The organism is Alteromonas sp. MB-3u-76 (genome assembly GCF_002831605.1).
Lineage (GTDB): Bacteria > Pseudomonadota > Gammaproteobacteria > Enterobacterales > Alteromonadaceae > Alteromonas > Alteromonas hispanica.
In genome coordinates this window covers 2,788,434-2,802,335 of record NZ_CP025115.1, presented here as the reverse complement: position 1 = coordinate 2,802,335, position 13,902 = coordinate 2,788,434, and the positions used below count along the sequence as shown (strand labels likewise).

The window sequence follows — 13,902 nt, the reverse complement described above, 5'->3', positions numbered from 1 at the left end:
TGTCATATTATTGACGTAAGCTGTAATTAAATTACGTTTTAGAGGGTGCATGAGCACCGTTTAACCTAAGAGTGAGACGCAATATGAATGCAAAAGCGGCAAAGACGCAAACCTCTCAAAAAATTGACAAGTCTGAATTTAAGGCTGCGGTCATAAACCATCTTCATTGTTCGTTGGGCACCGACGAAAACAAAGCAAACAACCACGCATGGTGGAAAGCAACGTGTGCCGCTATGCAGCAACAAGTATTAGAGGGGCTGCGTAAAACTCAAAAGTCTCACTATTTAAACGACACGCGTGCAGTACATTATTTCTCTGCTGAGTTTTTAATGGGGCGTTTGCTATCGAACAACCTGCAAAACTTTGGTCTGTTTGAAGTTGCAAGCGAAGCATTAAAAGAGCTGGGTGTAGAAATTTCAGACGTGCTGGAAGAAGAGCCGGATATGGCGCTAGGAAACGGTGGTTTAGGCCGCTTAGCAGCGTGCTTTATCGACTCACTGGCAACGATGGAAATGCCTGCAATTGGCTATGGTATTCACTACGAGCACGGTCTGTTTCGTCAGGAAATTAAGAGTGGCGCGCAAATTGAGCGTCCTGATAGCTGGCGAGATTACGGCAATCCATGGGAAATTTGTCGCCCAGAATCTACTCAAGAAATTTCACTATACGGTTACGTAGAAACTAAATACGGTGAAAACGGACGTGTAGTAAAAGAGTGGCACCCTGGTTCGATTGTTAAGGGTGTGCCATGGGATATTCCGGTTGTTGGTTACGAAGGTAAAACCGTTAACGTATTGCGTTTGTGGCAGTCTGAAGCATCAGGTTACTTTAACTGGGATGTATTCAATGCAGGTGGTTATGTAGATGCACAACGTGAAAACGTGCAAGCAGAAACTATCTCTAAAGTATTGTATCCGAATGATGAAACCGAAGCCGGTAAAGAGCTTCGTCTTATTCAACAATACTTCTTCAGCTCATGCTCACTAAAAGACATCATTCGCCGTTATAAGCGCGCGCATGGAGATGACTGGAGCCGCTTTGCTGATCAAGTTGTTATTCAGCTTAACGATACTCACCCAGCCATTTCAATCCCTGAATTAATGCGCATTCTTGTGGATCGCGCCGAACTTAATTGGGACGACGCGTGGGCAATTTGTACTAAAGTATTCGCCTACACAAACCATACTTTGCTTCCTGAAGCACTAGAAAAGTGGCCTGCACGAATGATTGAGAAAATCCTTCCGCGACACTTAGAAATTATTTACGAAATTAACCATCGCTTTATGGCTGAAGTTGATAAGCAGTGGCCTGGCGACAATGCCATGAAAGCGAAGCTGTCGATTATTGAAGAGGGCAGTGAGAAGATGGTACGTATGGGTAACCTATCGGTTATCGGTTCGTTTGCGGTTAACGGCGTGGCAGAAATGCACTCTCGCCTAGTCAAGTCTTCTCTTTTCCCAGAGTTTGATGAGCTTTATCCAGGTAAGTTAACTAACGTGACAAACGGTATTACGCCACGTCGTTGGTTGAAAGCGTGTAACCCAAAACTTTCAAAGCTTATCGACAAGAAAATTGGTGATGACTGGCCGACGGACTTAGATAAACTTCAAGGTTTAGCTAAGTTTGCCAAAAACAAAACGTTCCAAAAGCAGTTCATGAAAGTGAAGCTAGAGAACAAAGAGTTATTGGCAGAGGAAATTCGCAAGTCTTTGGATATCGAAGTTGACGTAAATGCTATTTTTGATGTGCAAATTAAACGTCTGCACGAGTACAAGCGACAGCATCTAGCGCTTCTTTATATTATGGCTCTATACCGTCGAATCTTAGAAAACCCAGATTATGACATGCATCCTCGCGTGTTTATCTTTGGTGCGAAAGCGGCTCCGGGCTACAAGCTGGCAAAAGATATCATTTATGCCATCAACAAAGTGGCTGAAAAGATAAATAACGATCCGCGTGTAAACGACAAGCTTAAAGTGGCGTTTTTACCGAACTACCGCGTTTCGTTGGCAGAGAAGATGATTCCGGCTGCAGATGTGTCTGAGCAAATTAGTACAGCGGGTAAAGAAGCCTCTGGTACAGGTAATATGAAGCTTGCGCTTAACGGTGCGGTGACTATTGGTACATTAGACGGCGCGAACGTTGAAATTGCCGAAGAAGTAGGCGATGAAAACATCTTTATCTTTGGCTTAACTGTTGAAGAAGTGAATGAGCGTAAAGCTGCGGGTTATAACCCTCACGACTATTACTACAAAGATGCAGAGATAAAAGCGGTTCTTGACTGGTTAGAAACAGACTACTTCACTCCCGGTAAGCCAGGTGCACTAGTTTCTATTAAGCAGAGCCTACTGGATCACGGCGATCAGTACATGGTGTTGGCTGACTTTAGAGCTTATTCTGATGCACAAGCTCTAGTAGACGCCGCCTATAGAGATAAAGAGCGTTGGGCTGAAATGGCCATTATCAACACGGCGAAAATGGGTAAATTTACCTCAGATCGCTCAATAAAAGACTATGTAGAGCGTGTATGGAAGCTTTCACCGTGTAAGATCGAAGGCTAATCGCAATACATCATCGAAAAAGCTCGAAAATGTTATTATTTTCGGGCTTTTTTCATTTTGTAGCCGGCAATTAGACTACACTCATAAATATCGGGTTACCGAGAGAGCGCAACTTTGCGCAGATATGGAATAAAGTATTCGTAAGCTATACGTAAGTATAACCTCGTATGCTTATTTATACGTTAGTGGCATTGCTACAAACGTTGCGCAGTGTTTCTATAGAAGCAGTTAGTATTAGTACTTCGTTGCCATTGAGCGCAAGGAAACTTCATGAGTCGAACCCATACTTCACTGGCCACTATCCCAAATAGATTCGCATTTATAGATAGTGTATCCAAAGTCGCTTCACAGTGTTCAGAGCTGTCGTTAATGCTCGTTGATGTTGTGAGGTTTTCTGATGTAACCACCAGTTTGGGGATCACCGTAGGCGACCAGTTTCTTCTTGAGATAGCGAATAGGATCCAATCGCTGTTTGGCAAAGATGTGTCTATTGGCCGAATAAGCGGTGATGTTTTTGGGATTGTGTTCCCAAATGTTAGTAACGAGGCGTCGCTTCGTTATTCATTCGATTACCTTGTAGAGCACTTCAAAGTACCCATGCATTACGAAGATAATGCATTTATGGCAGATTTTAATGTGGGCGTGGTGTGCAGCAACGACACACATTGGGTAAACAGTGAAGTTGATACGCCGCGTTTTGATATCACTGCATTTGTCTCTCGTGCTGAGGCCGCATTAAAACAAGCCAAAGAGAACAAATACGAAAACTACTTTTCACTCGCATTAAAAGATAAAGCTGACACGGGAAGAAGTCTTGCGTTAAAAGCAGACTTAAAGCGTGCGCTATCCCAAAACGAATTAGAACTGTATTACCAGCCAAAAGTAGACTTACAAACCTTGCAAGTTGTGGGCGCTGAGTGTCTTCTCAGATGGAACCATCCTCTTGATGGTGTGCTATTTCCCGGGCCGCTTATCGAAGCTGCTGAATCTTATAACATGATGAATGAGTTGGGTTATTGGACTCTCGAGCAAGCGTTTAGAACACTGGCGGAGTTTGAGGCATTGAAACTTCAGCTTTCTCTATCGGTGAATATATCGCCAACGCAGCTTTACGATAACCAACTTATTCCTACGTTACACATGCTTAGTAAGTCTTACGATATTCCCATGTCTCGATTAGAGCTTGAGTTAACAGAAGATATTGCGCTCTCAAACTCATTAATGGTTAAAAAGCAATTAGATGAATTACGAAGCCTAGATATTTCTATATCTGTTGACGATTTTGGTAAGGGATATTCTAACCTAGCTTATATACGTGACTTGCATCTCGATGCGCTTAAAATTGATAAAGCCTTTGTTATGGAATTAGAGGAAGCAGGCGTAAACCGAGCGATAATAGAAGCTGTTAAAATTATCGGCGAAGCTAAAGGTTGTAAAGTGGTAGCAGAAGGTGTTGAAACCGTTGAGCAGCTGCATATTTTAAGAGACATTGGTATTACCGATGGGCAAGGATATTTGTTCTCAAAAGCAGTTCCGTTGAAAAAATTTGTGACCTTGGCTCAGCAGGAAGTGATTATAGGCAGCTCGCCAACGAGGAAGCAGGCATAAAGAACAAACGGAAGCTCCTCTCTGTTGAGTTTTAGTTACTTGACTCGCTAATGCTCTAACTTACTCGCTAACTTACTCTCTTAAACACCAGCTTGAGCTCGTTCCACAAACGGAAGCGAGTGGAGTATGGTTATCACATTTCGCTTTTTCTGTGGTATAACTTGTTAAAGCAAAAACTACCATAAAGCACAGCTTGAAAAGTGCTTCATTTCTTATTTTAATAATAAAAACAATTAGCTCAGTTAAATAGCTAATGTAAACATTGAGGGAATTTAAATATGGACGTTGTATTCAATTACTTGTTCTCCTACCAGGCATTTTTACTCATCCTTGTGGTGGTTTTACTCAAGTCATCGGTGAAGTTTGTACCGCAAAACAGAGCCTACATTATCTCTCGTTTTGGGAAGTACAATACCACTCTTGAAGCTGGGCTTAACTTTATCGTGCCATTTATCGACACGGTTGCAGCAGACCGCTCTTTAAAAGAGCAGGCCGAAGACGTTCCTGAACAATCTGCCATTACTAAAGACAATATTACGCTGTCGGTAGACGGTGTACTTTATTTTCGCGTGGTCGATCCTTACAAAGCTACCTATGGCGTAGAAAATTATACCTTCGCAGTAAAGCAATTAGCTCAAACCACCATGCGTTCAGAGCTGGGTAAAATGGAGCTAGATAAAACTTTTGAAGAGCGAGATTTACTAAACACTAATATTGTTTCTGCACTTAACGACGCCGCAGCGCCCTGGGGCGTTCAGGTGCTACGTTACGAATTAAAAGATATCAATCCGCCAAACTCTGTTCTTGATGCCATGGAACAGCAAATGAAAGCCGAGCGTCTTAAAAGAGCACAAATCTTAGAGTCGGAAGGTGACAGGCAAGCAGCTATCAACCGCGCAGAAGGTGAGAAGCAATCTATTGTATTAGCAGCTCAAGCCGAGAAAGAAGAGCAAATTCTAAAAGCCCAAGGTGAAGCCGAAGCGATAATTCAGGTTGCTAAAGCCGATGCAGAAGCTATTGAAACAGTGGGTAGGGCCGCTGCTACTGAAGATGGTCAAAAAGCCGTGCAGTTAGACTTGGCAAAAGGTGCTATTAAAGCAAAAGAACAGATTGCTAAAGAGAGCTCAGTAATTTTACTGCCAGACGGCTCAACGGAAATAGGAAGTGTTGTTGCGCAGGCCATGTCAATTGTGAACAAGCTCGGCAAAAAAGTTGATTAATTGCGTGAAGCTTTTTGTTATGAAAAGCTCTGCCATTGATAGCCTTGTTATGCAAAGGCCCGTTACGCAAAGTATTGTTTGGAAATAGGATTATGGAAAATATAGAAAGCTACCTCCTTGCATTAGGCTTGGTATTAATGATTTTAGAATCGCTACTAGGGTTCTCAGTTATTTTGCTTTTCACACTAGGGCTATCTTTAATAGTCACCTCTGCATTAGTGTATATGGGCGTTTTTGAGCCCAGTGTACTAAATCTTTTTATTGCGGTATCTGTGCTAGATTCCATTCTTATGGTGGCACTGTGGAAACCTATGAAATATCTTCAACGAGATAGGGCGCCTCGCAAAGTAAAGAGCGACTTGATAGGCAATGTTGTAGAGCTTTCTCAAGACGTAGGGCCTGCTCAACCATCATCGTTGCATTATTCTGGAGTAACATGGAAAGTAAAAAGTGATGAGCAGTTAGCGGCCGGCACCAGCGTTGTCATTCAAGATGTTGAGGTAGGTATACTCATCGTAAGCGCTAAAAAGTAGTAGAAGCCAAAATGAGTAAAACTAGAATTAGTAAAACCACAATGAGTAAATGTAACTGAGCACGCTCATAAAAATAGATTGTGAGTAAAAAGAGTGCTTTCGCCAGCCTTTTAGGTGAAGTGCTCTTTACGCTTTCTATGTTGTTAATACTCAGATTTTGCGCGCGAAAACGTGCTTTTAATTAAGGGTGTCGTTAGACTATTAGCATTCTTGATTACGTAGGTTAACTATGCAGCAACTTATCGATGGCGGAAACTTTCTCGCCTTATCCCGACAATCGCCTTCTCTATTTTCAGCACCAACGACCTTCGAACTGGCCAATGGCACAAGCGTGATTATTACTGCGCCGGGCATCATTCAACTTCATCCCGTAGGCAACACTACGAGCAAGAAGAAAGTAGTATTATCTTGCGGTGTTCATGGTAATGAGACAGCGCCCATTGAAATATGTGATGAGCTGGTGCAGCGTATTTTATCTGGTCAACTTTCCCTGTCGCACGATGTGCTTTTTCTGTTTGGTAACTTACCTGCAATGGATATTGCAGAGCGCTTTGTTCAAGAGAATATGAACCGCTTATTTAGCGGAGCTCACTCAGAAGGAGAGGGACTGATAAACGATGAACGCAAGCGTGCGAAAGCCCTTGAAGATGCAGTAGCTGACTTTTTCACGAGGCAGAACGAGCAAAACGGTGAACGTTTGCATTACGATTTACATACTGCAATTCGTGAGTCTAAAAATGAGAAGTTTGCGGTGTATCCGTATCTTCACGATAGAAAACACAGCAAAAGTCAGCTTGCATTTCTTGCTGCGTGCGGCGTAAAAACCATTCTTCTCTCAGAAAACCCGACAACTACATTTAGTTACTTCTCTTCTTTCTACCACAATGCTCATGCGTTTACGGTAGAGCTTGGCAAGGTAAAGCCTTTTGGGCAAAACGATATGAGTCGCTTTAAGGAAGCAAAAGACGCTTTGGTTTCTCTTATTACCAGCAATGATTATTCGCCTCAAGTGGACATGGATGAGCTTGATATATTTCGGGTTAACCAAGTGATAAACAGACAACAAGAAGAGTTTACACTGCATTTCGACGACGATACGCCAAACTTTACGGGTTATCCAAAAGGAACCGTTCTCGCCTCGGAGCCGGGCACAGACTATACAGCCCAAGTAGACGGGGAAGCTATTGTATTTCCTAATGCAAAAGTGGCTATTGGCCAACGAGCACTGCTTACGGTAGTGCCTACAAAACTGGACGATCTTGATGTTTGAATTAGACAGTCGGTTACAGAATGATACATTTTTTGTCTGCGATTTAACGCTCAGTCGTGTACTTTTAATGAATGACAGTCAATTCCCATGGCTTATTTTAGTGCCGATGAGAAACGACGTGGCTGAAATAATTGATTTAACCGAGCAAGAGCAACAAATGCTGCTGAGTGAGTCTGCCAAAGTATCTAAAGCAATGCAGAACTTATTTTCACCTTATAAGCTTAATGTGGCAGCGCTTGGCAACGTAGTTAGGCAACTGCACGTGCATCATGTTGCCCGTTTTGAAAATGACGTGGCGTGGCCTAAACCCGTATGGGGAAATCAGAGTTCTGTGGCCTATGAAGAAAGCGATGCTGCAGAGATAATTTCAAAATTAAAATTGAAACTAACATCCTGAATAAAACCTAAATTAAATGGAGTTACCTATGATTATATCTACAACCCCTACACTTGAAGGTCAGAAAATTGATGCATATTGCGGCATCGTGGTTGGCGAAGCGGTAATGGGGGCCAATGTATTTAAAGACTTATTTGCTTCTATCAGAGACATCGTGGGCGGACGCTCTGGTTCATACGAAGAAGAACTTACTACGGCTAGAAAGTTGGCGTTTAGTGAAATTGAGCACGAAGCAAGAGCAATGGGAGCCAATGCAGTGGTGGGTATCGACCTAGATTACCAAGTTATTGGCGATAAAGGCAGTATGCTTATGGTGAGCATTAGCGGCACCGCAGTGAAAACTTCGCCTCTTTAAAGCCTGATATTGGAAAGCTTTCTATTGGAAAGTCTTATACTGGAAAGCCTGTCACCGCAAAGCCTGTCACCGGAAAGCCTGTCACCGGAAAGCAAGCTGTTAAACGCCTGCATTGATAAAAGCAGCCAGCGCTATGCCTGTTTTTAACGAAGTCTTGTTTTATTCTATGGCATAGTTGTGACATTGCTAACACGCGCGACATATCGAATGTTGCGCTTTTTTGTTTTTAAAAACGATAGATTTACCACTCGTCATCATCTTCATCGTCAAACCCATTTGACGTTTTTTTACTCGCCTTGTCGTCATCCTGCTTTTTATTGCTATCAAAGGGCTTTGATGGCGTAGGGAATTTAAATTTTGCGCTGTACTTCAACAGAGTAATGTTGCCAACAATGACACCTAGCACGAGTACAATAATTAAGACTATCCATGTTGTGTCCATTGAGTGTTCTCCGTTTATAAAGTTATGACAGCGAAATATTATGCTCAACTCACAGGTTATTAGAGGCGGCTAGCTTTCGCCCTTATTAAGCACGTATTGTTGGTACAACGAGGGCAGTTGGCCTAAAATAATGTCCTTGCCAAGAATCTCACTTTGCGTAAGGGCATCGGCTAATGCATTTTCACTTCTAGCCAACTCAAAGTTTGACGCCACACTTTTATAACTAATATGCCAGGGTTCTCGCGCCACGCCACCAACATTTTTCTCGAAAGGGCGGTAAAAGCCAAATTCATTCATATTATCCTCAAGCCAGCACGCTAACGCATAGCAAGGGCCTTCGGATAAATATTCTTGCTCTACCAATTCAAAGCTACCGCTCCATTGATGAACAGAGGTTCTGTCGTAGACATCAAGATCGGTACCCCAATGATGACGACTGCCTCCAGGCAATGCAGACCATGTCAGAATAGCCTGTAATTTTTGGGAGTCAGACAACTCGCTAAAAACAAGCTCGTTACCTTGAGCATCTCGTAGCACAGCGTCCCCCTGCCATTTTCTATTAAAAATAGCCAGTTGGCGGTCGAAGCTTCTATAGCTGCTTACTATTTGTAAATCGATACCGTCACAATGCGCTTTTTGCTGCATCGCCTTAACAGCATCATTCACATCAGGGTGAAGAAAGTGACCATGGCCAGCGTCTACTAAGTAGTCGTTTTGCTGGCCTAGCCACTGTTGCTTTAAAATACTTGATGGCATTAGTTAGCCAGCAGGCGTTCTAAAATACCGAAGTACATGTCGGCGAGTTGTTCTAAATCTGACATTTTTACGCATTCATCTATTTTGTGAATGGTAGCGTTAACCGGGCCTAACTCTATAACTTGCGCTCCAGTGGGTGCAATAAAGCGACCGTCGGATGTACCGCCGGCAGTTGAAAGCACCGTTGGCGTGCCTTTTACCGCTTCAATAGCGCCTTGAGTGGCTTCAAGTAAAGCGCCAGAGTCGGTAAGGAATGGTTGCCCGTTGAATGTCCACTTAATATCGTAATCCAGCTCGTGTTTGTCCAAGATGGCTTTGGTGCGCTCTATGAGAATGTCATTGGTAACTTCTGTTGAAAAGCGGAAGTTAAAACACACGTGCATTTCACCGGGAATAACATTACCTGCGCCTGTACCAGCATGGATATTGGATATCTGAAAGCTGGTGGGCGGGAAGAAATCGTTACCATTGTCCCAGTGTGAAGAAGCTAGTTCATCGAGTGCAGCTGCGGCCATATGAACAGGGTTTTTGGCTAGATGAGGATAAGCAACATGCCCCTGTATACCTTTAACAATAAGGTCGCCGGTTAGCGAGCCTCGACGACCGTTTTTCACAATGTCGCCAACGTGGTCAGTGGAAGATGGCTCGCCAACTAAACACCAGTCAATTTTTTCATTGCGCGCTTCAAGGGTATCAATAACGCGGGTAGTGCCATTGATAAATGGCCCTTCCTCATCGCTGGTGATCAAAAATGCGATGCTGCCTTTGTGATCGGGATACTTATTCACAAACTCTCTGGTAGCCACCAGCATAGCTGCTAAGCTGCCTTTCATGTCTGCGGCTCCACGACCATGCAGATAGCCGTCTATTTCTGTGGCGACAAAAGGAGATGTCTTCCAAGCACTTTCAGGTCCACTTGGGACAACATCAGTATGGCCTGCAAAACAGAACAGTGGGCCTTCGGTATTGCGTCGCGACCATAAATTTGTTGTGTCATCGAACACCATGGTCTCATTGTTGAAACCTAAAGCGTCGAGAAATGTTTTCATCGCGTCCTGACAACCGGCGTCTTCTGGTGTAACCGAACGGCGGTTGATCAGATTTTTAGCAATGTCGATGACTGAATCGTTTAACAAAATATTTCCTCGTATTGAGCAGGTTTAAAACCAATATGGAATTGATTGTTGTGAACCATAATTGGGCGCTTAATCATGGCCGGGTGAAGTTCAAGCAGGGCCAGAGCTTTTTCTCTATCGATGGTCGCTTTTTCTGCTTCATCAAGCTGCCTGTAGGTGGTGCCGCGTTTGTTCAGCATTACTTCCCAGCCAAGATGTGCTTCGGCGCGTTGTAAAAACTCTGAATCTGCGCCCTCTTTTCGATAGTCGTGAAACGTGAATTCAATATCCCGTTCGGCTAACCATTTTTTTGCTTTTTTAATTGTATCGCAGTTTGGAATGCCGTAAATAACAGTGCTCATATATATCTATTCCGTACTTATAAAACCGTTTATTTGTGTCGTGTGCGTATTTAAACCATGTCGCTGAGCTACACCGCTAAGTCATGTCGCTAAGCCATGCCAATAACCCATAAAAATTGCTAAACAAGCATGGGGCTACACGAATAGCGTGAGTAATGGATCTTCCACAGCGTCTACGTGTTTTCTATCTGTGGCCATTACGCCAAGTAATGCATGGGCGTTTAATATGGTCATTATACAAATATTTTCGACGCCTTGCTGCTTTAGCCAGCTAGAATTAACGGTAAATAATAGAGAACCCGCTTTAAATGTATCACCTGTCTTTATTGCGCAAGAAAATTGAGCGCCATGCAATTGATGGGTATCGCTACCGTATTTGATCAAACACTTTAGTCCTGCACTCGACTTAATTTCAACAGCGTAATCAAGTGGGATAACGCGAGTGCAGATACCGCTAAAAGGGGCTTTCACACTTGACGATGGTGATGTGATTGCCGCTCCAGGTCCAAAATACCCCTTTGCATATAGGCTATCACTGGCAGCACTTAACGGTTTTACCTGTCCGCTCATTGGCGCTAACACATCAAACGACTTTCTGTATGAGTCAGGTGCACTAAAAAGTAACTGGCCTTTTTTCACTGTTACGGGGTCTCGTTGACGGTATAACCAGCTTTCTTAAGCGCTTTTACAGCATCACTAAGTTTGTTGTCCTTTACCAAAAAGAAGTCGGTGTCGAACGTGGACACAACAAAAATAGAGACTTTTACCGCGGCTAAAACCTGTCCAAGTTCAGCCATAATACCCACCATAGAGAGGTGAAGGGGGCCTAGCAACTCTAATGCTCTCCAATTTTCGTCGCGGTCGACAGAATCGACTTCCACAGACTCTGGCACCACAATAGAGAGCTCGTCTTCGGTTTTTCCAAGAAAAAATAGAGGGCTACTAAGCACTGACGAAGGAATGCTTGAGTCTGGATCTAGACTGTGAATAGTGAATAATTCGTCGTGTACGAAGAGTGTTTGTTTAGGCATGGATTATCTAAAAATATGAATACTTCAACATATCCACATTAAACCATTAACTGTGATTAAGTGTCACGTGTTATCCACTTTATCTGTGGATAAGTTTGTTGAGTAGTTTGGAGTGTTCTCTTAATTTGTTGATATTAAACAAAAAAATAAACTGTACAAAAAAAGCTCAGTGGATAACATTAACGGTTTAACAAGCATTTTCCACAGGCTATGTCTACAACTTAAATAAAAAATGTTTATATTTTTTGCAATTTCTTTGCTTGACATTATGTCTAATCTTTAGCGAAAAGCGCGTTAGCAGATAAGATCTAAGTGCCGTTAATATGCACCCTTGTTTAACTTTTCCAACTCGGCCTTATACCTTTTGTTCAGATCACTAAATAACAGCCACATTTGATGAATGAGGGCAACTTTTTACACAACAAAATAAGTCGCTTTTAGTGACATAAGCTAAACTGAATAAATATCTCTGCATATTCGCTGTGCCGCTACATATGCAAAGATTAGCAAAGATAAACAAAAATGCGTAAATCCAAAATTTTATTAAGGAAGAGTTATGGCTGATTGGTGTGATATTACAACTGACTGTGCAGAGGAGTTAGTGCATTTCTATGAGGCGGTAATGGGATGGCAGAAACAGGCGATAGATATGGGCGGATACAGCGACTACGTAATGATGAAGCCCGACGGCACGCCAATTGGAGGCATTTGCCATAAACGAGGGGTAAATAGCGAACTACCAGGTGGTTGGATTAATTATTTCACCGTTGATAGTGTAGAAAAATCACTGGCCGCATTAAAAGAGGCAGGCGGAACCCAAGTAGGGGACGTGAAACATCACGGAAGTGACCTTTTTTGCGTGGCCTTGGACCCATCCGGCGCCCCCTTTGCGCTATATGAAAAGGGGAGTGAAAATGGCGATGAATGAGACAATAAAAAACGGCGAATGAAACTTCATTCGCCGTAAATTAAGCCCTTGCCGCAAGGGCTAGCGCTTTTATCGAGTAGCTTGTTGCTCGCTACTTTTTATTAATAGCGCCGCGGCTAACTTGATCACGCTCTATAGACTCAAATAGCGCTTTGAAATTTCCTTCGCCGAAGCCATCATCTTCTTTGCGCTGAATAAACTCAAAGAAAACCGGGCCAAATACCGTCTCAGAAAATATTTGAAGCAGCAGTCGAGGCTCGCCATCTTTTGTTGTGCCGTCGAGTAATATTCCGCGCTTTTGAAGTTCTTCAACATTTTCGCCATGACCTGGAAGGCGCTCTTCTAGCATTTCATAGTAAGTATTAGGCGGAGGCGTCATAAACTTCATACCTCTGGCTTTCAACTTATCTAAGCAAGCGACTAAATCATCGCAGGCAAACGCAATATGTTGAATGCCTTCGCCGTTATATTTCATCAAAAATTCTTCAATTTGACCGCCACCGCCAACAGCTTCTTCATTTAGCGGAATACGGATTTTGCCGTCTGGAGCTGTCATCGCCTTAGACAGCAGTCCTGTGTATTCCCCTTTAATATCGAAATAGCGAATTTCTCTGAAGTTAAAGAGCTTCTCGTAAAAGTTTGCCCAAAAGTCCATGCGACCACGGTAAACGTTGTGCGTAAGATGATCTAGAGTATGGAAACCACATCCAACTGGGTGACGATCTACGCCTTCAATCCAGTTAAAGTCGATGTCGTAAATGGTATTTTCGCCTTTATAACGGTCGATGAGGTATAGCATGGCACCGCCGATACCTTTTATTGCAGGCAGTTTTAGCTCCATTGGACCGGTGTAAGTGTCCATGGGCTGTGCCCCACGCTCTAACACTTCTTTATAAGCCACTTGTGAGTCTTTTACTCTAAACGCCATGCCGCAAGCAGAAGGGCCGTGCTCTTCAGCATAGTAGGCAGCATGACAGTCTTTCTCGTAATTACTTAAAAGGTTAATGTCGCCTTGACGCCACAATTCAACGTCTTTTGATTTATGGCGAGCCACAAGCGTAAAACCCATCGCTTCAAACATGGGTTCTAAAATACCTTTCTCTGGTGCGGTGAATTCTAAAAATTCGAAGCCGTCTAAACCAATGGGATTTTCAAATAGATCTGCCATAGGAAATTTTCCTTCGTGAATATGTTTTTGTAATTGTGAGTCGATTGTAAGCGCGACGTTAAAACACAAGCAATAGACGCTACCAACACCTGCTTTTGCTATGGAAAGCAAAGCTGTAACGATAAGTTTTCACCCCAAAATACGCAGCGGCTTAAT

The 13,902-nt window shown here is 43.0% G+C and carries 15 protein-coding genes; 8 read left to right on the top strand and 7 right to left on the bottom strand.

What is annotated here, in order from left to right; genetic code table 11:
- Positions 1-83 precede the first annotated feature (83 nt).
- From CW735_RS12460 to CW735_RS12430, 7 genes are all read left to right on the top strand, one after another.
- Positions 84-2,561, top strand: a complete 2,478-nt coding sequence (locus CW735_RS12460; protein ID WP_100972451.1) for a glycogen/starch/alpha-glucan phosphorylase — start codon at positions 84-86, stop codon at positions 2,559-2,561.
- Positions 2,562-2,831: 270 nt separating this feature from the next.
- The gene (locus CW735_RS12455) at positions 2,832-4,169 is read left to right on the top strand and encodes a putative bifunctional diguanylate cyclase/phosphodiesterase (RefSeq protein WP_100972449.1); all 1,338 of its coding nucleotides are present in this window, start codon (positions 2,832-2,834) and stop codon (positions 4,167-4,169) included.
- Between the two features lie 278 nt (positions 4,170-4,447).
- Positions 4,448-5,389, top strand: coding sequence for a slipin family protein (locus tag CW735_RS12450; RefSeq protein ID WP_071979279.1), 942 nt, complete (start codon positions 4,448-4,450; stop codon positions 5,387-5,389).
- A gap of 92 nt (positions 5,390-5,481) precedes the next feature.
- Positions 5,482-5,922, top strand: a complete 441-nt coding sequence (locus CW735_RS12445; protein ID WP_100972447.1) for an NfeD family protein — start codon at positions 5,482-5,484, stop codon at positions 5,920-5,922.
- Positions 5,923-6,151: 229 nt separating this feature from the next.
- Entirely contained in the window at positions 6,152-7,192 is a 1,041-nt protein-coding gene (gene astE, locus CW735_RS12440) for a succinylglutamate desuccinylase (RefSeq protein WP_100972445.1), read from the top strand.
- A complete protein-coding gene (locus CW735_RS12435) occupies positions 7,185-7,589 on the top strand; it encodes an HIT domain-containing protein (RefSeq protein ID WP_100972443.1) in 405 nt (134 codons plus the stop codon). The genes astE and CW735_RS12435 overlap by 8 nt, the downstream gene beginning before the upstream one ends.
- A 28-nt stretch (positions 7,590-7,617) precedes the next feature.
- Positions 7,618-7,944, top strand: coding sequence for a heavy metal-binding domain-containing protein (locus tag CW735_RS12430; protein ID WP_071979274.1), 327 nt, complete (start codon positions 7,618-7,620; stop codon positions 7,942-7,944).
- 241 nt (positions 7,945-8,185) lie between these two features.
- On the opposite strand, the gene CW735_RS12425 is transcribed toward CW735_RS12430, so the two are convergent.
- The 6 genes from CW735_RS12425 to CW735_RS12400 form a co-directional block, all read right to left on the bottom strand.
- Complete coding sequence (locus CW735_RS12425) at positions 8,186-8,386, bottom strand: DUF2897 family protein (RefSeq protein ID WP_071979272.1); 201 nt, start codon at positions 8,384-8,386, stop codon at positions 8,186-8,188.
- A 69-nt stretch (positions 8,387-8,455) separates the two neighbouring features.
- A complete protein-coding gene (locus CW735_RS12420) occupies positions 8,456-9,142 on the bottom strand; it encodes a M15 family metallopeptidase (RefSeq protein WP_100972441.1) in 687 nt (228 codons plus the stop codon).
- On the bottom strand, positions 9,142-10,278 hold the full coding sequence (gene dapE / locus CW735_RS12415) for a succinyl-diaminopimelate desuccinylase (RefSeq protein WP_071979270.1): 1,137 nt from the start codon (positions 10,276-10,278) through the stop codon (positions 9,142-9,144). The genes CW735_RS12420 and dapE overlap by 1 nt, the downstream gene beginning before the upstream one ends.
- A complete protein-coding gene (locus tag CW735_RS12410; protein ID WP_100972439.1) occupies positions 10,272-10,619 on the bottom strand; it encodes an ArsC family reductase in 348 nt (115 codons plus the stop codon). Before CW735_RS12410 ends, dapE begins: the two co-directional genes overlap by 7 nt.
- Before the next feature lie 135 nt (positions 10,620-10,754).
- The gene (locus tag CW735_RS12405) at positions 10,755-11,258 is read right to left on the bottom strand and encodes a PTS sugar transporter subunit IIA (protein ID WP_232368280.1); all 504 of its coding nucleotides are present in this window, start codon (positions 11,256-11,258) and stop codon (positions 10,755-10,757) included.
- Between the two features lie 2 nt (positions 11,259-11,260).
- The gene (locus CW735_RS12400) at positions 11,261-11,650 is read right to left on the bottom strand and encodes an ACT domain-containing protein (RefSeq protein ID WP_071979267.1); all 390 of its coding nucleotides are present in this window, start codon (positions 11,648-11,650) and stop codon (positions 11,261-11,263) included.
- Positions 11,651-12,206: 556 nt separating this feature from the next.
- Between CW735_RS12400 and CW735_RS12395 the strand changes: the two genes are divergently transcribed.
- The gene (locus CW735_RS12395; RefSeq protein WP_100972437.1) at positions 12,207-12,578 is read left to right on the top strand and encodes a VOC family protein; all 372 of its coding nucleotides are present in this window, start codon (positions 12,207-12,209) and stop codon (positions 12,576-12,578) included.
- 91 nt (positions 12,579-12,669) lie between these two features.
- Here the strand turns inward: CW735_RS12395 and hppD are convergent, their stop codons facing one another.
- The gene (hppD, locus tag CW735_RS12390; RefSeq protein WP_071979265.1) at positions 12,670-13,746 is read right to left on the bottom strand and encodes a 4-hydroxyphenylpyruvate dioxygenase; all 1,077 of its coding nucleotides are present in this window, start codon (positions 13,744-13,746) and stop codon (positions 12,670-12,672) included.
- Positions 13,747-13,902: the final 156 nt, after the last annotated feature.